Below are 19,563 nucleotides of genomic sequence, written 5' to 3'. Positions count from 1 at the left end.
TTTCTGTCGCTCAGGTCTCGGCGGGCTCGATGGGCACGCGCCGCTCGCGCACCGTCAGCCACGCGCCGGCGGCGCCGCAGGCCGCGATCATCGCCATGCCGATCAGGGCGCCGGTGTCGGGGACGTGCGAGAAGACGAGCCAGCCGCCGAGCATCGCGAAGCCGATCTGCGCGTAGAGGTAAGGGGTGAGGGTGGAGGCCGGCGCGCGCTGGTAGGCCAGGATCAGCAGGAAGTGCCCGACCGTGCCCATCACGCCCATGAGGCACAGCAGCCCCCACAGGTGCCACGAGGGAAGCGCCGTCCACACGAACGGCAGGGCGCACGACGCGATCAGCGTGCCGACCCACCCGGTGTAGAAGTGCATCGTCAGCGGGTTCTCGGTCTGTGCCAGCTTGCTGGTGAGCACCTGGAAGCAGGCGTTGGTCAGCACCAGCCCGAGCGGCAGCAGGATCGCCCAGCTGAAGGCGCCGCTGCCCGGCCGCAGGATCACCAGGGTGCCGACGAAGCCGCCCGCCACCAGGCTCCAGCGCAGCGCCGACACCTGCTCCTTCAGCACGGTGGCGGCCAGCAGGGTCACCACCAGCGGCGCGATCAGCACGACGGCGGTGAACTCCGGCAGCGGCATGTAGCGCAGGCTCAGGAACGCGAAGACGCTGGTGCTCAGCAGCAGGGCGCCGCGCAGCACGTGGTACCTGGGATGCGAGGTGCGCAGGATCGCCGTGCCGTGGCGCGGCAGCAGGAAGGCCGTGGTCGCGACGGCCTGGAAGGCGTAGCGGAACCACACGCCCATCAGGATGGGCACGGCGCTCACGGAGATCTTGGTCGCGGTGTCGAGCGTGGTGAAACAGGCCACGGCCAGGATGAGCAAACCGATGCCGGCGAGGATGCGTTCGGATTCGAGGTCGCGCGTCTGCTTCGTCGCGCCCTGGGGCCGGTCGCCGGGCAGGGCGCTCACCGGATGCGGTCTTCGAGCAGTTCCCAGACCGGCTTCAGGGTGCCGGGCAGCCAGGGCAGCTGGCCGAGGTCGGTGTGGCTCTCGTCGGGGCTGTGGAAGTCGCTGCCGCGCGAGGCGGCGAAGCCGTACTCGATCGCCTTCTCGGCGTACTCGACGTACTCGGCCGGCGAATGGCTGCCGGTCACGACCTCGATCGCGCGGCCGCCGTGGGCCTGGAACTCGGTGAAGAGCGCGTGCTCCTCGTTGGCCGTGAAGCGGTAGCGTCCCGGATGCGCCACCACCGCGATGCCGCCGGTGTCGGTGATCCAGTGCACGGCGTCCTTCAGGCTGGCCCAGCGGTGCGGCACGTAGCCGGGCTTGCCTTCCGTGAGGTACTTGCGGAACACCTCGGGCGTGTCCCTGCAGACGCCGGTCTCGACCAGGAAGCGCGCGAAGTGCGTGCGCGAGACCAGCTCCGGATTGCCGACGAAGCGCAGCGCGCCTTCGTAGGCCCCGGCGATGCCGACCTTGGCCAGGCCGGCGGCCATCTCCTGCGCCCGCGCGCCGCGGCCGCCACGCGTGGCGCGCAGGCCCTCGCGGATGCGTTCGTCGTCGGCGTCGAAGCCCAGGCCGACGATGTGCACGGTCTCGCCGGCGAAGGTGACGGAGATCTCGGCGCCGGTGAGGTAGCGCATGCCGTGGGCATGCGCGGCGTCGCGGGCGCGCCGCTGGCCGGCGACCTCGTCGTGGTCGGTCAGGGCCCAGAGTTCGACGCCGTTGGCGGCGGCGCGCTCGGCCAGGGCCTCGGGCGTGAGGGTGCCGTCGGAGACCACGGAGTGGCAGTGCAGGTCGGCGTTGAGGATGGAGGACACCCGTCGATCTTATTCGCGAAGCCCGGCCGGCCGCGGCGCGGGAGCGACAAACCCCCGTCGCCGCGTCGGCCTCCCGACGGGCGTCGGCGCGGCTTCTCTGCGGCCTCTCAGCCGTTCCGGTGACGCCGGAAGGCGACCCAGCCCGCCACGACGGTGAAGCCCAGGACGATCGCCACCACGATCCAGAACCCGTGCGCGTGATCGGCCAGCGGGATGCCGCCGACGTTCATGCCGAACAGGCCGGCGAGGATGTTGATCGGCAGCGCCAGCACCGTGACCACCGTCAGCACGAACAGGCTGCGGTTGTTGTCCTCGTTGACGCTGGCGGCGATCTCCTCCTGCAGCAGCTTGATGCGCTCCTGCAGGCCCTGCATGTCGCGCAGCACGACCGAGAACTCCTCGCTCGCGCCGCGCAGCTCCTGCAGGTCGTCCTCCGGCACCCAGGCCGGCGGGTGCTGCAGCAGGCGGAACAGGGCGGCCGGCTCGGGCGCGAGCAGGCGCTGCAGCCGCACCAGCAGCCGGCGCAGCACGCCCAGGCGCGCGCGCTTGCGGTCGAGCCGGCCGCTCAGCAGCGCGTCCTCGACGTCGTCGACGCGCGTGGTCACGCCGCGCACGATGCCCACCAGCCCGTCGGCCTGGGTGCGCATGAGCTGCTCCAGCAGGCCGATGCTCGAGCCCGGCGCCTCCCCCCGGCGCACCGCCGTGCGCAAGGCGTCCACCGAGCGCAGCGGCCGCGTGCGCGCCGTCACCACCAGGCGCGCGCCGACGCTGACCCACAGCGTCGCGATGTCGGAGGGCTCGAAGCCGAAGTCGAAGTGCACGTCGTTGATCACCGCGACCAGGGCGTCGTCGTCGCGCTCGATGCGCGTCGAGTGCGAGCCGTCCTTGAGCGCCTCGAAGAAGGCGTCGGAGAGGCCGGCGTGGCGCTCGATCCAGCGCTCGGCCTGGGCATGGCTGAGGTTGAAGTGCAGCCAGGCGAAGGCGCCCGGCGCGGCGGCGTCGCCCCGTGCCAGCCACGTGGCGGCCTCGCCGATGTCCAGCGCCCGGGCCGCGCCCGTGCCGCCGCCGGCGAACAGGTAGCCGCAGATCAGGCCGGCGTCGTCGCCGGAAGGGGCGGTGAGACCCGTTGCGTCGGGCACGGGCGTCGTCATGGAAACTCGCGTTGCGTCGGAGAGGGAGGCGGTGCGAGGATGTTCGCGCCGGCATGTGACAGGCGCGTGTCGGTTTCGCGAAACTGTCATGCGGACGTCATGCCGCGCCGGCAGCATCGCGCGCAGTTTTCTCCACTCCTCTTTCTTCGAGCGACGACACCATGCCGGCCAGCTTCACCCCCGACCAAGACGACCTGATGCAGCGCATCGCCCGCGACCTCGTCGACAGCTACGACGAGGAACTGGAACTGGAGATCGAGGACCGTCACGTCGACGAGGCCGGTGACCCGATCGGCGTCGACCGGGTCGCGCGGGCTTCTTACTTCAAGGAGCTGTTCCGCCTGCAGGGCGAACTGGTCAAGCTGCAGGACTGGGTGCAGCACAGCAAGCAGAAGGTGGTGATCCTGTTCGAGGGCCGCGACGCGGCCGGCAAGGGCGGCGTGATCAAGCGCATCACGCAGCGGCTCAACCCCCGCGTGGCGCGCGTGGCGGCCCTGCCCGCGCCCAACGACCGCGAACGCACGCAGTGGTACTTCCAGCGCTACGTCGCCCACCTGCCGGCGGCCGGCGAGATCGTGCTGTTCGACCGCAGCTGGTACAACCGCGCCGGCGTCGAGCGGGTCATGGGCTTCTGCAGCGACGACGAGTACGAGGAGTTCTTCCGCAGCGTGCCGGACTTCGAGCGCATGCTGGTGCGCTCGGGCATCAAGCTGATCAAGTACTGGTTCTCCATCACCGACGACGAGCAGCACCTGCGCTTCCTCGGCCGCATCCACGATCCGCTCAAGCAGTGGAAGCTGAGCCCGATGGACCTGGAGAGCCGCCGCCGCTGGGAGGAGTACACCAAAGCCAAGGAGATCATGCTGGAGCGCACCCACATCGAGGAGGCGCCCTGGTGGGTGGTGCAGGCGGTCGACAAGAAGAAGGCGCGCCTCAACTGCATCGCCCACCTGCTGGGCCAGCTGCCCTACCACGAGACCGAGCACGCGCCCATCAGCCTGCCCGCGCGCATGCGCAATCCGGACTACTTCCGCCAGCCGGTGCCGGAGAACATGATCGTTCCCGAGATCTACTGAGCGGGCGACGAGCGGCCGGCATTGGGGTCGACGGCCGACGCCCGGCCCCGCGGCGACGCGGCACACTGTCGGTCATGTCCCGACGTTCCTCTTCCTCCGCTGCTTCCGTGTTCACGCGCGTCTACCAGCGCAACCTCCAAGCCTTCGCCAAGGCCACGATCAGTGGCTCGCGCCGCATCGCCAAGCAGGTGACGAAAAAGGTCGTCGACGCCGCGGCCGAGCAGCGCAAGCCGCCGCCCGGACCGGGCGACTGGATCAGCGGCATCGCCATGGGCCCCGGCGGCACGCGCGGCTACCACCTCTACCGGCCGCCGGGCCTGAAGCTGGCCTTCGGCGAGAAGGTGCCGCTGATGGTGATGCTCCACGGCTGCGGCCAGACCGGGCGCGAGTTCGCCACCAGCACCCGCATGAACCGCCTGGCCGCGCGCCATCGCTTCCTGGTGCTCTATCCCGAGCAGGACCGCCTGCACCACCCGCAGGGCTGCTGGAACTGGTACGACACGCGCTCGGGCAACGCCGACCGCGAGGCGGCCACGCTGATGGCGGCCATCGACCAGGTCTGCCTGCTGTACGCGGTCGACCGCGCGCGCGTGGCGGTGGCGGGGTTGTCCGCCGGCGCCGGCATGGCGGCGCTGCTGGCCACGCGCCATCCGAACCGTTTCGCGGCGGTGGCGATGCATTCGGGCGTGGCGCCGGGCGCCGCGCAGTCCACGGCCACCGCCATCAGCGCCATGCACGGGCGCCGCGCCGCCTCCATCCCGACCACCGCCGTGGGCAAGGCCATCGGCGCCGCGGCGCAGGGCGCGGTGCTGCCGCCATTGCTGGTGCTGCACGGCGACGCCGACCACGTGGTGGCGTCGAGCAACGCCCAGAGCGCCGCGATGGTGTGGGCGTCCGCCACGGCGGCGCGGCCGTCCGTCGAGCGCCTGGTGCGGCGCGGCCAGCGCCACCCGATGCGCGTGACCGACTTCAAGCGCGGGCGCCGGGTCCACGTCACGCTCTGCCAGATCGAGAAGCTCGACCACGCCTGGAGCGGCGGGCTCAAGAGCGTCGCCTTCAGCGACCCGGCCGGGCCGGACGCCTCGCGCCTGGTGTGGGCCTTCGTGGAGAAGCAGTTCGCCTACGCGGCCCCGGGCGCGGCCGCGCCGGTTCGCCGGGGCGTCGACCCGTCCTGACAGGAACCGGCATGACGACGCTCACGCTCGACGACCTGCGCGCGGCCACCGCGCGCCACGTGCCCGACGCCGCCTGCCCCTGCGAGGCGCTGCGGTGCCCGGGCTGGGAGAGCCTGCCGGCGACCTTCGACGCCGCCGCGCTGCTCGAACGCGTGGGCAGCCTGCGCGCGGGCGACGCCTACGACGAGCCGACGCTGGAGGAGCACCACCCCGAGGGCACGCGCTACGACGCGCCCGAGGCCCCCGTCTCGCTGGCCCACTTCCCGTACAACCGCTGCGAGCTGTGGCGCTGCGTGCGTTGCGCCCGGCCGTTCCTGCGCTACACCGAGTACGGCGGTTACTACGTCGACGCGCGCATCCGCGAGCTCGACGCGCGCCGCCTGGTCGATCCGGCGTAGGCCGGACGGCCGGTCGTCCGTCCTCCATACGCCACCCGGCGTATTGGCCGAAAGGCCTCCGCTGCGCAGACTCCTTCCATCCCAGACACCACCGAGAAGGAAGTCACCATGCAGCAGCAGCAACGCCGTTTCACCCTCAAGGCGATCACCGCCGCCGTCGCGCTCGCCGGCCTCGGCGCCGCGCCGGCCTTCGCCGCCGACACCATCAAGGTCGGCATCCTGCACTCGCTCTCGGGCACCATGGCCATCTCCGAGACCGCGCTCAAGGACGTGGCGCTGATGACCATCGAGGAGATCAACGCCAAGGGCGGCGTGATGGGCAAGAAGCTCGAGCCCGTGATCGTCGACCCGGCCTCCAACTGGCCGCTGTTCGCCGAGAAGACCAAGCAGCTGCTCGGCCAGGACAAGGTCGCCGTGATCTTCGGCTGCTGGACCTCGGTGTCGCGCAAGTCGGTGCTGCCGGTGGTCGAGGAGCAGAACGGCCTCTTGTTCTACCCCGTGCAGTACGAGGGCGAGGAGCTGTCGAAGAACGTGTTCTACACCGGCGCGGCGCCCAACCAGCAGGCCATCCCGGCGGTCGAGTACCTGATGAGCAAAGCCGGCGGCGGCGCCAAGCGCTTCGTACTGCTGGGCACCGATTACGTCTATCCGCGCACCACCAACAAGATCCTGCGCGCCTTCCTCAAAAGCAAGGGCGTGAAGGACTCGGACATCGACGAGAAGTACACCCCCTTCGGCCACAGCGACTACCAGACCATCGTCGCCGACATCAAGAAGTTCTCCCAGGGCGGCAAGACGGCCGTGATCTCCACCATCAACGGCGACTCCAACGTGCCGTTCTACAAGGAGCTGGGCAACGCCGGCCTGAAGGCCAAGGACGTGCCGGTCGTCGCCTTCTCGGTCGGCGAGGAGGAGCTGCGCGGCGTCGACACCAAGCCGCTGGTGGGCCACCTGGCCGCATGGAACTACTTCATGTCGATCAAGAACCCGACCAACGCCGCCTTCATCAAGCAGTGGAGCGACTACGCCAAGGCCAAGAAGCTGCCCGGCCAGGCCGACAAGCCCCTGACCAACGACCCGATGGAAGCCACCTACATCGGCATGCACATGTGGAAGCAGGCGGTGGAGAAGGCCAAGTCGACCGACACCGACAAGGTCATCGCCGCCATGGCCGGCCAGACCTTCAAGGCGCCGGACGGCTTCACGGTCGAGATGGACGCCAAGAACCACCACCTGCACAAGCCGGTGTTCATCGGCGAGATCAAGGCCGACGGCCAGTTCGGCGTGGTGTGGAAGACCCCGGCGCCGATCAAGGCCCAGCCGTGGAGCCCGTTCATCGAAGGCAACGACAAGAAGCCGGACCAGCCCGCGGGGAAGATGTAAACCCCCCAGGCTTGCCCACTTCGTGTGGCAGCGCCTACCCCCCTGCCGGGGGCAACACCGGCGGCCCGGCGGAGCCGGTTCCGCGGTGTTTCTGGCACACCCCCGGCTGGCCTGCTTCGCGGGCCAGCCTGCCCCCTGAGGGGGCCAATACCCGAGGACCGGCAGCGCTGGTTCCCGCTGGTTTCCACATCCAACCATGCCGTGTCGCATCCATCCATGACCATGCGCTTTCTCCAATCCTGCGCGGTGGCGCTCGCGCTGCTGGCCATCTGGCCGGCGCATGCGCTGACGGCCGACGAGGCGAAGGCCATGGCGACGGGCGAGACCGACGATCGCGTGGCCGCCATCAACAAGGCCGTGCTCACGGCCGATGCCAGGACGGCCGACTTCTTCCAGGCGATGGCCGACGACGCCGTCAGGACCACGCCCGATCGCGTCTTCGCGATCAAGGACGACAAGGGCTTCGACCCGGTCACCGGCGCCGAGGCCAAGGTGCCCGACGACGCCGAGGACATCGTCAACAACAACCTGCTGCGCAGCACGCTGGAATCGGCGATGGCCGCGCTCCGGCTCACGAGCGTCGACGAGAAGGTGCGCGGCGACGCCGTGCAGACGCTCCTGAACGAGCCCGACGAATCGCGCCTGCCGCTGATCGAGAAGGCCCTGGCCGCCGAGCAGGTGCCGGCCATCAAGACCAAGCTGGAGCGCGTGCGCGCGGCCGGCATGCTCGACAGCGCCGACCGCGCGCGCCGCATCGAGGCCGCCGGCGCGCTGGCCGGCAGCGGCAGCCCCGAGGTCAAGCTGCTCCTCAACGAGCGCCTGGGCAAGGAGGACGACGCCGAGGTCAAGACCGCGCTGCTCGCCGCGATCCGGAGCATCGACGACCGCCTGGTCTGGGGCGACCGCATCAACGCCGTCTTCAGCGGCGTCAGCCTGGGCTCGGTGCTGCTGCTCGCCGCGCTCGGGCTGGCGATCACCTACGGCCTGATGGGCGTGATCAACATGGCGCACGGCGAGCTGATGATGATCGGCGCCTACGCCACCTACCTGATGCAGGGCGTGTTCCAGCGCTACCTGCCCGAGGCCTGGTTCGGCGGCTACCTGATCGCCGCCATCCCGGTGTCGTTCCTGGCCTCGGCGCTGGTCGGCGCGGTGCTGGAACGCGGCGTGATCCGCTTCCTCTACGGCCGGCCGCTGGAGACGCTGCTGGCCACCTGGGGCATCAGCCTGATGCTGCAGCAGCTGGTGCGCTCGATCTTCGGCGCGCAGAACGTCGGCGTGGAGAACCCGTCCTGGATGAGCGGCGGCTTCACCATGCTGGGCAACGTCTCGCTGCCGTGGAACCGCATCGGCATCATCGTCTTCGCGGTGGCGGTGCTGCTGGCGATGGGCTGGCTCATCGGCCGCACGCGGCTCGGGCTGTTCGTGCGCGGCGTGACGCAGAACCGCCCGATCGCCTCCTGCATGGGCGTGAACACGGCGCGCATCGACACCTACGCCTTCGCGCTGGGCTCGGGCATCGCCGGCCTGGCGGGCTGCGCGTTGAGCCAGATCGGCAACGTCGGCCCGGACCTCGGCCAAAGCTACATCGTCGACTCGTTCATGGTGGTGGTGATGGGCGGCGTCGGCCAGCTCGCCGGCACGGTGTACGCGGCCATGGGGCTGGGCATCCTCAACAAGTTCATCGAGGGCTGGGCCGGCGCGGTGCTGGCCAAGATCGCGGTGCTGGTGTTCATCATCGTGTTCATCCAGAAGCGGCCGCAGGGCATCTTCGCCATGAAGGGTAGAGAAGCATGACCGCCGCAGTGACATTGCCGACCAAGGGGCCGCTGCTGCGCGGCAAGGGCTGGACGGCCTTCTTCGTGGCGCTGATCGCGGTGTGCGCGGTGGCGCCGATGCTCAACATGTGGGTGAGCCCGGACAGCCCCCTGCACATGAGCGACTACGCCGTGGCGCTCGTGGCCAAGATCATGTGCTACGCCATCTGCGCCCTGGCGATGGACCTGATCTGGGGCTACACGGGCATCCTGTCGCTCGGCCACGGACTGTTCTTCGCGCTCGGCGGCTACATGATGGGCATGTACCTGATGCGCCAGATCGGGCGCGACGGCAACTACAAGAGCGACCTGCCCGACTTCATGGTGTTCCTCGACTGGAAGGAACTGCCCTGGCACTGGACCTTCAGCGGCAGCTTCGCGATGACGCTGATCCTGGTGGTGGCGGTGCCGGGCCTGATCGCGCTGGTGTTCGGCTTCTTCGCCTTCCGCTCGCGCATCAAGGGCGTGTACTTCTCGATCATCACGCAGGCCCTGACCTTCGCGGCGATGCTGCTGTTCTTCCGCAACGAGACCGGCTTCGGCGGCAACAACGGCTTCACCGACTTCAAGCGCATCCTGGACATCCCGATCGCCACCCAGGCCACGCGCATGACGCTGTTCGCCATCACCGGGCTGACGCTGCTGGGCTTCTTCCTGTTCGCGAAGTGGCTGGTGGCGAGCAAGTTCGGCCGCGTGCTGCAGGCCATCCGCGACGCCGAGACGCGGGTCATGTTCTCGGGCTACAACCCGCTGCCCTACAAGCTGACGATCTGGGTCGTCTCGGCCGTGATGTGCGGCGTGGCCGGCGCGCTGTACGTGCCGCAGGTGGGCATCATCAACCCGGGCGAGATGAGCGCGGCCAACTCGATCGAGATCGCGATCTGGGCGGCGGTGGGCGGTCGCGCCACGCTGATCGGGCCGATCGTGGGCGCCTTCATCGTCAACGGCGCCAAGAGCTGGCTGACGGTGGCGTACCCGGAGTACTGGCTGTACTTCCTCGGCGCGTTGTTCATCGCCGTGACGCTGTTCCTGCCGCAGGGCATCGTCGGGCTGGTGCGCAAGTGGCGCGCGCCCAAGGGACAGGGCGCGGTGGCGTCGGGCGACGCCCGGCAGGAGGCGCAGCGCGCCCTGGCCGCCGGCGAGGGCATGGAGCCGGAGGCGCTGCCCGTGGCGGGCGTGACGGCCGCCGTCGCCACCGGTGGCGGCATCGAGACGAAGGGAGCGCGCGCATGACGCCCGATCTGATGGAAGCGGGCGCGCAGCGCCTGTCGCAGCGCGGCGGCGCGCTCGCCCCGACGGGCAACACCGAATCGGGCGGGCGCGAGGCCGGCTCGGGCCGCATCGCCACGCCGGGCGAGGTCGACGTGACGCACGGCCGCATCCTCTACCTGGAGGACGTATGCGTGAGCTTCGACGGCTTCAAGGCCATCAACAACCTGTCGCTGGACATCGCCCCGGGCGAACTGCGCTGCATCATCGGCCCCAACGGCGCGGGCAAGACCACGATGATGGACATCATCACCGGCAAGACGCGGCCCGACTCGGGCACCGTGTTCTTCGGCAGCACCATCGACCTGCTGCGCCACCGCGAGGCCGAGATCGCGCAGCTGGGCATCGGCCGCAAGTTCCAGAAGCCCACGGTGTTCGAGCAGCTGACGGTGTTCGAGAACCTGGAGCTGGCGCTCAAGACCGACAAGGGCGTGGCGCGCTCGATGCGCTTCAGGCTCGATTCGGCCCAGAGCGACCGGCTCGCCGAGATCATCGGCACGATCCACCTGGCCGACAGCGTCGCGCGCATGGCCGGCACGCTCAGCCACGGCCAGAAGCAGTGGCTGGAGATCGGCATGCTGCTGATGCAGGACCCCAAGCTGTTGCTGCTCGACGAGCCCGTCGCCGGCATGACCGACGAGGAGACCGCCCGCACGGCCGAACTCTTCCTCACGCTCAAGGGCAGGCACTCGCTGATGGTGGTGGAGCACGACATGAGCTTCATCCGCACGATCTCCGAGATCGTCACGGTGCTGTGCGACGGCTCGGTGCTGGCGCAGGGGACGCTCGACGAAGTGCAGGCCGATGAAAGAGTCATCGAGGTCTACCTTGGTCGTTGAGCTCGTCGTTCCCGGACTTCCTCTTTTCCCTCTCCCGGGGGGAGAGGGAGCAAGACAGGACCGCGCAGCTCATCGCCCCAAGCCCTCGACCCCACTTTCGCTGAAGGCCGAGAGAGCAAGAAAGAAGGACACGCCATGCTCACCGTAAAAAATATCCACCAGTACTACGGCGGCTCGCACATCCTGCGCGACGTCAGCTTCACGGCCGCGCTCGGCAAGGTCACGGTGCTGCTCGGACGCAACGGCGTGGGCAAGACGACCCTGCTGAAGTCGCTCATGGGCCTGGTGCCCATCAAGAGCGGCAGCATCGAGTTCGACGGCCAGCCCATCCAGAAGCGCACGCCCTACGACCGCGCGCGCGCGGGCATGGGCTTCGTGCCGCAGGGCCGCGAGATCTTCGCCCGGCTCACGGTGGAGGAGAACCTGCGCATGGGCCTGGCCTACAAGAGCGGCGGCACGCCGATCCCGGCCGAGCTCTACGAGCTGTTCCCGGTGCTCAAGCAGATGCTGCACCGGCGCGGCGGCGACCTCTCCGGCGGCCAGCAGCAGCAGCTGGCCATCGCCCGCGCACTGGCGCCGGGGCCCAAGCTGCTGATCCTCGACGAGCCGACCGAGGGCATCCAGCCGTCCATCATCAAGGACATCGGCCGCGTCATCCGCATGCTGGCCGACCGCGGCGACATGGCCATCGTGCTGTGCGAGCAGTACTACGACTTCGCCCAGGAGCTCGCCGACGAGTACCTGGTGATGGAGCGCGGCGAGGTCATCGCGCGCGGCCAGGGCAAGGACATGGAAGCGCAGGGCGTGCGCCAGCTGGTGGCGATCTGACGGGGCGGGGCGCGGCGAGGGCGGCGCACCTAAAGCCGCCTCCGGCCGGCTGCCTTTCCAGGGTGTGCGTGTTAAGGTCGCGCGACAGGGTTAACCCCTAGACCACCGCGCCGACTCCCGGCGCGGCATCCCCCGCATTCCGTTCGCGCCTGCGCCCGTCCACCATGACCACGCCCATCTTCTCCGACGACCTCGACGCCGCCGCGTCCTCCTCGACCTCTTCCGTCCGCGATGCCGAAGCCGACCGCACGCTGCTGCGCGCCGTGCTGGCGCTGGGCGTGGGCGGCTTCGCGCTGGGCACGGGCGAGTTCGTCATCATGGGCCTGCTGCCCGAGGTGGCCCGGGACATCGGCGTGAGCATCCCGCAGGCCGGCCACGTGATCAGCGCCTACGCCGTGGGCGTGGTGCTCGGCGCGCCCCTGCTGGCGGTGCTGGCGGCGGGCTGGCGGCGGCGCACGCTGCTCATCGCGCTGATGGCGGTGTTCGCGCTCGGCAACTTCGCCTCGGCGCTGGCGCCGGGCTACCTCTCGCTCAACCTCATGCGCTTCCTGACCGGCCTGCCGCACGGCACGTACTTCGGCGTGGCGGCGCTGGTAGCCGCCTCGCTGGCGCCGCCGGGCAAGCGCGCGCGCGCCGTCGGGCTGGTGATGCTGGGGCTCACCGGAGCGACGCTGGTGGGCGTGCCCATCGCGGCCTGGCTGGGGCAGGAATACGGCTGGCGCGCGGCCTTCGTCTTCGTCGGCGCGATCGCGCTGCTGGCGATGGTCATGCTGCGCCGCGGCCTGCCCGACATGCCGCCCGCGCCCGGCGCGAGCCCGATGCGCGAACTCGACGCGCTGCGCCGCAAGCAGGTCTGGCTGACGCTGGGCATCGCGGCCATCGGCTTCGGCGGCATGTTCGCGGTCTTCAGCTACATCAAGCCGACGCTGACCGAGGTCGCGGGCATGCCGCTGGGCGGCGTGCCCTTCGTGCTGGCGCTGTTCGGCCTGGGCATGGTCACGGGCAACCTGGTGGGCGCGCGGCTGGCCGACCAGGCGCTGATGCGCACCATCGGCACGCTGCTGGTGTGGTCGGTCGCGGTGCTGGTCGCCTTCGTCTTCATGGCGCACCACGTGGCGACGGCGGCGCTGGGCACCTTCCTGATCGGCACCATCGTCGCCATCGGCCCGGCGTTGCAGATCCGCCTGATGGACGTGGCCGGCGAGGCCCAGACCCTGGCCGCCGCGCTCAACCACTCGGCCTTCAACATGGCCAACGCGCTGGGCGCCTGGCTCGGCGGCGTGGCGATCACGGCCGGCCTGGGCTGGACCTCGACCGGCTGGGTCGGCGCGCTGCTGGGCCTCGCCGGCCTGGGCATGTTCGCGTGGTCGCTGTCGGTGGAGCGGCGCACGCTGCGGGGCGTGGCGGCGCACGCCTGACGGCGGCGATGCCCCGGCGCCGGACCGGCGCCGGAACCCGCTAGCGCGGCGTCTTGCCGACCATTTTCGCGGCGCGCAGGAAGTCGAAGTCCACGCCCTGGTCGGCCTGCGTCACCGACCGCAGGAACAGCTTGCGGTAGCCGCGCTCGGCGGAGGGCTGCGTCACCGGGGAGGCCTGGATGCGCCGGGCGAGTTCCTCCTCGGAGACGAGCAGGCTGATCTCCCGGTCCTTCACGCTCAGGCGGATGCGGTCGCCCGTGCGGACGTGGGCCAGGGGGCCGCCGACGGCCGACTCCGGCGTCACGTGCAGCACGATGGTGCCGAAGGCGGTGCCGCTCATGCGGCCGTCGGAGACGCGCACGATGTCCTTGACCCCGGCGCGGGCCAGCTTGCGCGGAATGGGGATGTAGCCGGCCTCGGGCATGCCCGGCGCGCCTTTCGGGCCGATGCGCTTGAGCACCAGCACGTCGTCGGCCGTGACGTCGAGGTCGTCGCGGTCGATGCGCTCGGCCAGGTCCTCCAGCCCCTCGAAGACCACCGCGCGGCCTTCGTGCTCCATGAGCCGCGGGTCGGCGGCGGACTGCTTGATGAGGGCTCCGCCGGGCGCCAGGTTGCCCCTGAGCACGGCGATGGCGCCCTGCGGATAGATCGGATCGCCCATCGGCCGCACCACGTCCTGCGGGAAGCCCGGGCCGGCGCGTTCGAGTTCCTCGCCCAGGGTCCGGCCCGTCACGGTCAGGGCGTCGAGCTTCATCAGCGGGCCGAGCTGGCGCAGCAGCGTGGCCATGCCGCCGGCGGCGTGGAAGTCCTCCATGTAGTGCTGGCCGGACGGCTTCAGGTCCAGCAGCACCGGCGTCTCGCGCCCCATGCGGTCGAGCGCGGCCAGGTCGAGGTCCAGGCCCATGCGTCCGGCGATGGCGGCCAGGTGCACGATGCCGTTGGTCGAGCCGCCGATGGCCAGCAGCACCCGCAACGCGTTCTCGAAGGCATCGGGCGTGAGCACCTTGTCGATGGTCAGGCCGGTGCGCGCCATCTCGACGGCCTGCGCGCCGGTCAGCTCGGCGATGCGGATGCGCTCGGCCGTCACGGCCGGCGGCGACGCGCCGCCCGGGACCGTCATGCCCAGGGCCTCGGCGACGCACGCCATCGTGCTGGCCGTTCCCATCACGGAGCAGGTGCCCACGCTGGCGACCAGCTGGTTGTTGACGTCCATCGACTCCTGCACGTCGATCTCGCCGGCGCGGAACCGGCCCCAGTAGCGGCGGCAGTCGGTGCAGGCGCCCACGCGTTCGCCGCGGTGGCTGCCCGTGAGCATCGAGCCGGTGATGAGCTGGATGGCGGGAATGCCGGCCGAGGCGGCGCCCATGAGCTGCGCCGGCACGGTCTTGTCGCAGCCGCCGATGAGCACCACCGCATCCATCGGCTGGGCCCGGACCATCTCCTCGGTGTCCATCGCCATCAGGTTGCGCAGGTACATGCTCGTGGGCGCCGAGAAGCTCTCGTGGACCGAGATGGTCGGGAAGTCCATCGGCAGGCCGCCGGCGAGCATCACGCCGCGCTTGACCGCCTCGATCAGCTGCGGCGCGTTGCCGTGGCAGGGGTTGTAGGCGCTGCCCGTGTCGGTGATGCCGACGACGGGCCGGTCCAGCGCGGCGTCGGTGTAGCCCGCGCCCTTGATGAAGGCCTTCCGCAGGAACATCGAGAAGCCCTGGTCGCCGTAGCTGGTCAGGCCCTTGCGCATGCCGGCGTCGACCGTGTCCGCGTCCGGTTCGAAGGGTGATTTTTCCTGTTCCATGGTGTGCTGGCTTTCTTCGTGTGCGGCGACGACGGCCGAGGCGGCAGTGTGACGAACGCCGGCACCGCGACGACGCGGAGCATCCAGCGATAGACAACAAATTTATTGTTGTCTGCCGTAGATCGCCTGGGCCTCGACGAGGAACGCCCGGGCGAGCGCGGCGCGCGGTCCCTGGCTCGCCCACACGATGCCCATGCGCCGCACCGGTGCGCGCTCGGGCAGCGCGATGCCGGCGATCTCGAAGCCGCCCTTCCACATGGGCGCCCAGTCCGGCAGCAGGGCGACGCCCAGGCGCTGGTCCACGAAGGCGGCGATGGCCATGAGGCTGTCGATCTCCAGACGCTGGCGCACCACGATGCCGTGGTCGCGCAGGTAGCGGTCGGCCAGCTGCCCGCCGAGCACCGAGCGGTCGTACCGGATGAAGGGCTCGTCGGTCAGGAGCTGGTGCGCCGGCCGGTGCTGCAGGTGCCGGGGCGCCACGACGACGAGGCGTTCCTCGACCAGCAGGCTCCATTCGCAGCCCTTGCTGATGGCGAACTGCGGCTCGACCACGATGGCCGCGTCCAGCGCGCCGGTGGCCACCTGCCGGCAGAGCTCGACGGAACTGCCCGGAGCGACGAACACGGACAGTTCGGGATAGCGGTCGTAGAGACGCCGCAGCAGCGGAGGCAGCATGCCCGTCATGGCCGAGGCGAAGACGCCCGTGCGCAGTTCGCCGAGCGACACGCCGTCGTCCGCGGCGGCGCGCAGATCGCGGACCTCGCGCAGTAGGTTGCGGGCGCGGTCCAGCATCCGCAGTCCGGTCGCGGTCGGCCGCACGGACCGGCCCGAGCGCTGCACCAGCGGGGCGCCGATGTCGAGTTCCAGGGCCTTGACGCGCGCGGCGATGGCCGCCGGGGTCAGGTCCAGGCGGCGCGCGGCTTCGGCCATGGAGCCCAGTTCGACCACGGCCACGAAACTCTGCAGATAGCGGGTGTCCATCTCGCGAATGTACGGCGGCCATGACGCGGAGCATAAGAATCTTGTTGTCTGACTGTCCGTTCGGCGCGGCTTCGCCGTGCCCGCGTCCGCGAGACTTCCGATCCCGTGGCGTCCGCCTTCGACGGCGGTGCGTCGCCGATCGACCCGGAGACACACGACCCATGACGCAGATCCTCCGCGGCACCCCCGCGCCCGAGCCCGCCACCCCCGCCGCCCCGGCCTGGCGCCCGACGCGCCGTGCCGCCCTGATCGCCGGCGCCTGCCTCGCGGCGACGGGGCATGTCCGGGCCGAGGACTGGCCCACCAGGCCGATCGTGATCGTGGTGCCCTTCGCGGCCGGCGGCACCACCGACCTCGTGGCGCGCGCGCTGGGCGAGCAGCTCGGTCGCGGCCTGGGTCAGCCGGTCGTGATCGAGAACCGGCCCGGCGCCGGCACCACCCTGGGCGCGGACCACGTGGCCAAGTCCAGGCCCGACGGCCACACGCTGCTCATGGGCGCAGTGCACCACACCATCGCGCCGAGCGTCTACAAGAGGCTGCCCTACGACTTCGCGAAGGACCTGGCGCCCATCACCACGGTGGCGATGGTGCCCAACGCCCTGGTCGTCAATCCCGAATTCACGCCCGTCGACAGCGTGGCCGAACTCGTCGCGCTGGCCAAGGCCTCGCCCGGCAAGCTGTCCTTCGGCTCGAACGGCAACGGCACGGCCCAGCACCTGATGGGCATGCTGTTCCAGAGCTCGACCGGCACCGCCCTGCTGCACGTGCCCTACAAGGGCAGCGCGCCGCTCACCACCGACCTGCTCGGCGGCCAGGTCAACATGTCGTTCGACAGCCTCACGACGCTGACGCAGCACATCGCCAGCGGCAAGCTGCGCGCCCTGGCCGTGACGACGCGCGCGCGCACGCCCTTCCTGCCCGACGTGCCGACGCTGGAGGAGGCGGGCCTCAAGGGCTTCGGCATCGAGACCTGGTACGGCGTGCTGGCCCCGGCGGCGACCCCGAAGCCGATCGTGGAGCGCCTCAACGCCCAGATGCTGGCGGTCATCCGGAGTCCGGAATTCGTCAGGCGCATCGCCCTGGGCGGCTGCGAACCGCTGGGGAGCTCGATGCAGGAGTTCGAGGCGCGCATCGCCTCGGAGACGGCCCGGTTCGCCAGGATCGCCAAGGACGGCAACCTTCAGGTCGAGTAGCGCGACCCGTCCTCGCTCCCCATCGGCGGCGCGATGTCCTCCAGCGAGCGCCGCTCCGCGTCCACGCCCCAGCGCAGCGCGATCAGGCCGGCGGCGACCACCAGCACGGCGCCGACGGCGTAGCCCGCGGCCACCGCGCCGCGGCTGCCGGTCTCGATCAGCAGGCCGAACAGGAACGGCGCGGCGAAGCCGCCGGCGCCCGTGCCGACGGCGTAGAACAGCGAGATCGCCAGCGCGCGCATCTCCAGCGGGAACACCTCGCTGACCGTCAGGTAGGCCGAGCTGGCCGCCGCCGAGGCGAGGAAGAACACCGCCGACCAGCACAGCGCCTGCGTCAGCGCGTTCATCCAGCCGGCCATGAAGGCCGCGCCCGTGAGCGCCAGGCCGACGCCCGACAGGGTGTACGTCAGCGCGATCATCCGGCGCCGTCCCACGCGGTCGAACAGCGGCCCCAGCAGCAGCGGCCCGAGCACGTTGCCCAGCGCGAACGGGAAGATGTAGAGCGCCACGCGACCGGCCGGCACGCCGTGGAAGCGCGTGAGCACCAGCGCGTAGGTGAAGAAGATCGCGTTGTAGAAGAAGGCCTGCGACACCATCAATGCCAGCGCGACGATGCTGCGCTGGCGGTAGCGGTGGAACAGCACCTGCGCCACCCGCCGCAGCGAGGGCGCCGTGCCGCCGGGCACGAAGGCGTGATGCCGCTCGACGGGCACCGGCGGCAGCGGGCCGTGCTCGGCGGCGACCTGCGCCTCGATCCCTTCGATCACGGCCAGGGCCTCGGCCTCGCGGCCGTGCGCCATCAGCCAGCGCGGGCTCTCGGGCACGTCGCGCCGGATCAGCAGGATCGCCAGCGCCAGCAGCGCGCCCAGCCCGAAGCCCACGCGCCAGCCCCACACGGGGCCGAGCACGCGCGGATCGAGCAGCACCAGGCTCAGGCCCGCGCCCAACGCCGCGCCGAGCCAGAAGCTGCCGTTGATCGCCAGGTTGACGCGCCCGCGCACGCGCGCCGGGATCAGCTCGTCGATGGCCGAGTTGATGGCCGCGTACTCGCCGCCGATGCCCACGCCGGTGACGAAGCGGCAGACGGCGAAGAACAGGAAATCGGTCGAGAACGCGGTCGCGAAGCTCGCCGCCGTGTAGACCGTCAGGGTGATCAGGAACAGCTTCTTGCGCCCCAGCCGGTCGGCCATGCGCCCGAACACCAGCGCGCCGAGCACCGCGCCGCCGATGTAGAGCGAGCCCGCGCCGCCGATTTGCGCCGCCGACAGGCCCAGCGTGTCGGGCCGCTCCAGCACGCTCCCCACCGAGCCGACCAGGGTCACCTCCAGGCCGTCGAGCACCCAGGCGATGCCCAGCGCGATCACCACGCGCCAGTGCCAGCGCGACCAGGGCAGGCGGTCGAGCCGGGCGGGGATGTCGGTGGTGCGCTGGAGCGCGGGCGATGCGACGGTGGCGACGTTCATCCACCGCACTCTATGCCGGGTGCCGGCTTCCCGCCCACAGCAACCGCATCCCGAGCAGCGCCGTCGCCCGGCCGGCGGTCACGAGCACGCGCGAGCTGGGGAGCGGCAGCGGACCGCAGGAGCGACCGCGCAAGCGTGCGGAACCGTATCCATCGCGTGACATGCTGGCACGCTTCTGGCGTCGGAGGCCGTTCCTTCACACCGCTCAAGGACAAGATGCCGGACCGCAAGCTGCTCGGGATGCTCACTCCCTCGTCGAACACCATCCTCGAACCCGTCACCGCCGCCATGCTGGCCGACCTGCCCGAGGTCAGCGCGCATTTCGGGCGCTTCCGCGTGACCCAGATCGCGCTGTCGGCCGACGCGCTGGCGCAGTTCGACAACCGGGAGATCCTGGCCGCCGCCGAGCTGCTCTCGCACGCGCGCTGCCACGTGATCGGCTGGAACGGCACGGCCGCCGGCTGGCTGGGGTTCGAGTCGGACCGCGCGCTGTGCGCGGCCATCGAGCGCACCACCGGGGCGCTGGCCTGCACCTCGATCCTGGCGCTCAACGAGATCCTGCGCGAGACCGGCGTCAAGCGGCTCGGGTTGGTGTCGCCCTACCGCGACGACGTGCAGGCGGCCATCGTGCGCAACTACGCGCGCGAGGGCATCGACTGCTCGGCCGAGCGCCACCTCGGCCTGCAGGACAACTTCTCGTTCTCGCAGGTGACCGAGGACGAGATCTGCGAGATGGCGCGCGAGGTGATGGCCGGCCCCGGCGCGACGCGGCCCGAGGCCATCGCCGTCTACTGCACCAACCTGTGCGGCGCCCCGGTCGCCGCGCGGCTGGAGGCCGAGCTCGGCGTGCCGGTCTACGACACCATCGCCACCGTGGTGTGGAAGTCGCTGCGCCTGGCGGGCGTGGACACGCGCCGCCTGGCGCGCTGGGGCCGCCTGTTCGAGCGCTGACGGACCGGCGCCGCCGCTCG

The 19,563-nt window shown here is 70.7% G+C and carries 17 protein-coding genes; 11 read left to right on the top strand and 6 right to left on the bottom strand.

Annotated elements, in window-relative coordinates; translation table 11 throughout:
* Positions 1-10 precede the first annotated feature (10 nt).
* From ABID77_RS11925 to ABID77_RS11915, 3 genes are all read right to left on the bottom strand, one after another.
* Positions 11-955, bottom strand: a complete 945-nt coding sequence (locus tag ABID77_RS11925; RefSeq protein ID WP_429595634.1) for a DMT family transporter — start codon at positions 953-955, stop codon at positions 11-13.
* Positions 952-1,806, bottom strand: coding sequence for a 3',5'-nucleoside bisphosphate phosphatase (locus tag ABID77_RS11920; protein WP_429595631.1), 855 nt, complete (start codon positions 1,804-1,806; stop codon positions 952-954). The genes ABID77_RS11925 and ABID77_RS11920 overlap by 4 nt, the downstream gene beginning before the upstream one ends.
* 107 nt (positions 1,807-1,913) lie before the next feature.
* Positions 1,914-2,957 (bottom strand): transporter, encoded by a 1,044-nt coding sequence (locus ABID77_RS11915; protein WP_429595628.1) that lies wholly within the window; start codon positions 2,955-2,957, stop codon positions 1,914-1,916.
* Between the two features lie 161 nt (positions 2,958-3,118).
* Between ABID77_RS11915 and ppk2 the strand changes: the two genes are divergently transcribed.
* The 9 genes from ppk2 (at position 3,119) to ABID77_RS11870 (ending at position 13,160) form a co-directional block, all read left to right on the top strand.
* A complete protein-coding gene (gene ppk2, locus ABID77_RS11910; protein ID WP_429595625.1) occupies positions 3,119-4,033 on the top strand; it encodes a polyphosphate kinase 2 in 915 nt (304 codons plus the stop codon).
* A 74-nt stretch (positions 4,034-4,107) separates the two neighbouring features.
* Entirely contained in the window at positions 4,108-5,208 is a 1,101-nt protein-coding gene (locus ABID77_RS11905; RefSeq protein ID WP_429595622.1) for an extracellular catalytic domain type 1 short-chain-length polyhydroxyalkanoate depolymerase, read from the top strand.
* An 11-nt stretch (positions 5,209-5,219) separates the two neighbouring features.
* A complete protein-coding gene (locus tag ABID77_RS11900) occupies positions 5,220-5,606 on the top strand; it encodes a hypothetical protein (protein WP_429595619.1) in 387 nt (128 codons plus the stop codon).
* 108 nt (positions 5,607-5,714) lie between these two features.
* Positions 5,715-6,989: an urea ABC transporter substrate-binding protein gene (gene urtA / locus ABID77_RS11895; RefSeq protein ID WP_429595616.1), complete on the top strand. Its 1,275-nt coding sequence runs from the start codon at positions 5,715-5,717 to the stop codon at positions 6,987-6,989.
* Between the two features lie 222 nt (positions 6,990-7,211).
* A complete protein-coding gene (gene urtB / locus ABID77_RS11890) occupies positions 7,212-8,786 on the top strand; it encodes an urea ABC transporter permease subunit UrtB (RefSeq protein WP_429595613.1) in 1,575 nt (524 codons plus the stop codon).
* Positions 8,783-10,039, top strand: coding sequence for an urea ABC transporter permease subunit UrtC (gene urtC / locus ABID77_RS11885; protein ID WP_429595610.1), 1,257 nt, complete (start codon positions 8,783-8,785; stop codon positions 10,037-10,039). The genes urtB and urtC overlap by 4 nt, the downstream gene beginning before the upstream one ends.
* Positions 10,036-10,914, top strand: coding sequence for an urea ABC transporter ATP-binding protein UrtD (gene urtD / locus ABID77_RS11880; protein ID WP_429595608.1), 879 nt, complete (start codon positions 10,036-10,038; stop codon positions 10,912-10,914). Before urtC ends, urtD begins: the two co-directional genes overlap by 4 nt.
* A gap of 135 nt (positions 10,915-11,049) precedes the next feature.
* Complete coding sequence (urtE, locus tag ABID77_RS11875; protein ID WP_429595605.1) at positions 11,050-11,742, top strand: urea ABC transporter ATP-binding subunit UrtE; 693 nt, start codon at positions 11,050-11,052, stop codon at positions 11,740-11,742.
* Between the two features lie 164 nt (positions 11,743-11,906).
* Positions 11,907-13,160: an MFS transporter gene (locus tag ABID77_RS11870; RefSeq protein WP_429595602.1), complete on the top strand. Its 1,254-nt coding sequence runs from the start codon at positions 11,907-11,909 to the stop codon at positions 13,158-13,160.
* A 40-nt stretch (positions 13,161-13,200) separates the two neighbouring features.
* Here ABID77_RS11870 and ABID77_RS11865 read toward each other — a convergent pair whose 3' ends face one another.
* Together ABID77_RS11865 and ABID77_RS11860 are read right to left on the bottom strand one after the other, a co-directional pair.
* The gene (locus ABID77_RS11865) at positions 13,201-14,955 is read right to left on the bottom strand and encodes an IlvD/Edd family dehydratase (protein WP_429595599.1); all 1,755 of its coding nucleotides are present in this window, start codon (positions 14,953-14,955) and stop codon (positions 13,201-13,203) included.
* 102 nt (positions 14,956-15,057) lie between these two features.
* Entirely contained in the window at positions 15,058-15,936 is an 879-nt protein-coding gene (locus ABID77_RS11860; RefSeq protein ID WP_429595596.1) for a LysR family transcriptional regulator, read from the bottom strand.
* 161 nt (positions 15,937-16,097) lie between these two features.
* Here ABID77_RS11860 and ABID77_RS11855 point away from each other — a divergent pair, with 161 nt between their 5' ends.
* Positions 16,098-17,129, top strand: coding sequence for a Bug family tripartite tricarboxylate transporter substrate binding protein (locus ABID77_RS11855; RefSeq protein ID WP_429595593.1), 1,032 nt, complete (start codon positions 16,098-16,100; stop codon positions 17,127-17,129).
* Here the strand turns inward: ABID77_RS11855 and ABID77_RS11850 are convergent.
* Positions 17,117-18,592: an MFS transporter gene (locus ABID77_RS11850; RefSeq protein ID WP_429595590.1), complete on the bottom strand. Its 1,476-nt coding sequence runs from the start codon at positions 18,590-18,592 to the stop codon at positions 17,117-17,119. The two genes, ABID77_RS11855 and ABID77_RS11850, sit on opposite strands and share 13 nt — an antisense overlap.
* A gap of 216 nt (positions 18,593-18,808) precedes the next feature.
* Here ABID77_RS11850 and ABID77_RS11845 point away from each other — a divergent pair, with 216 nt between their 5' ends.
* Positions 18,809-19,543: a maleate cis-trans isomerase family protein gene (locus ABID77_RS11845; RefSeq protein WP_429595588.1), complete on the top strand. Its 735-nt coding sequence runs from the start codon at positions 18,809-18,811 to the stop codon at positions 19,541-19,543.
* The last annotated feature ends 20 nt before the right edge of the window (positions 19,544-19,563 follow it).

The sequence above is a fragment of the Variovorax sp. PvP013 genome, from assembly GCF_050435945.1.
GTDB lineage: Bacteria > Pseudomonadota > Gammaproteobacteria > Burkholderiales > Burkholderiaceae_C > Variovorax.
The sequence above is the reverse complement of the archived record's forward strand: the minus strand, read 5'-3'. Positions and strand labels throughout refer to the sequence as shown.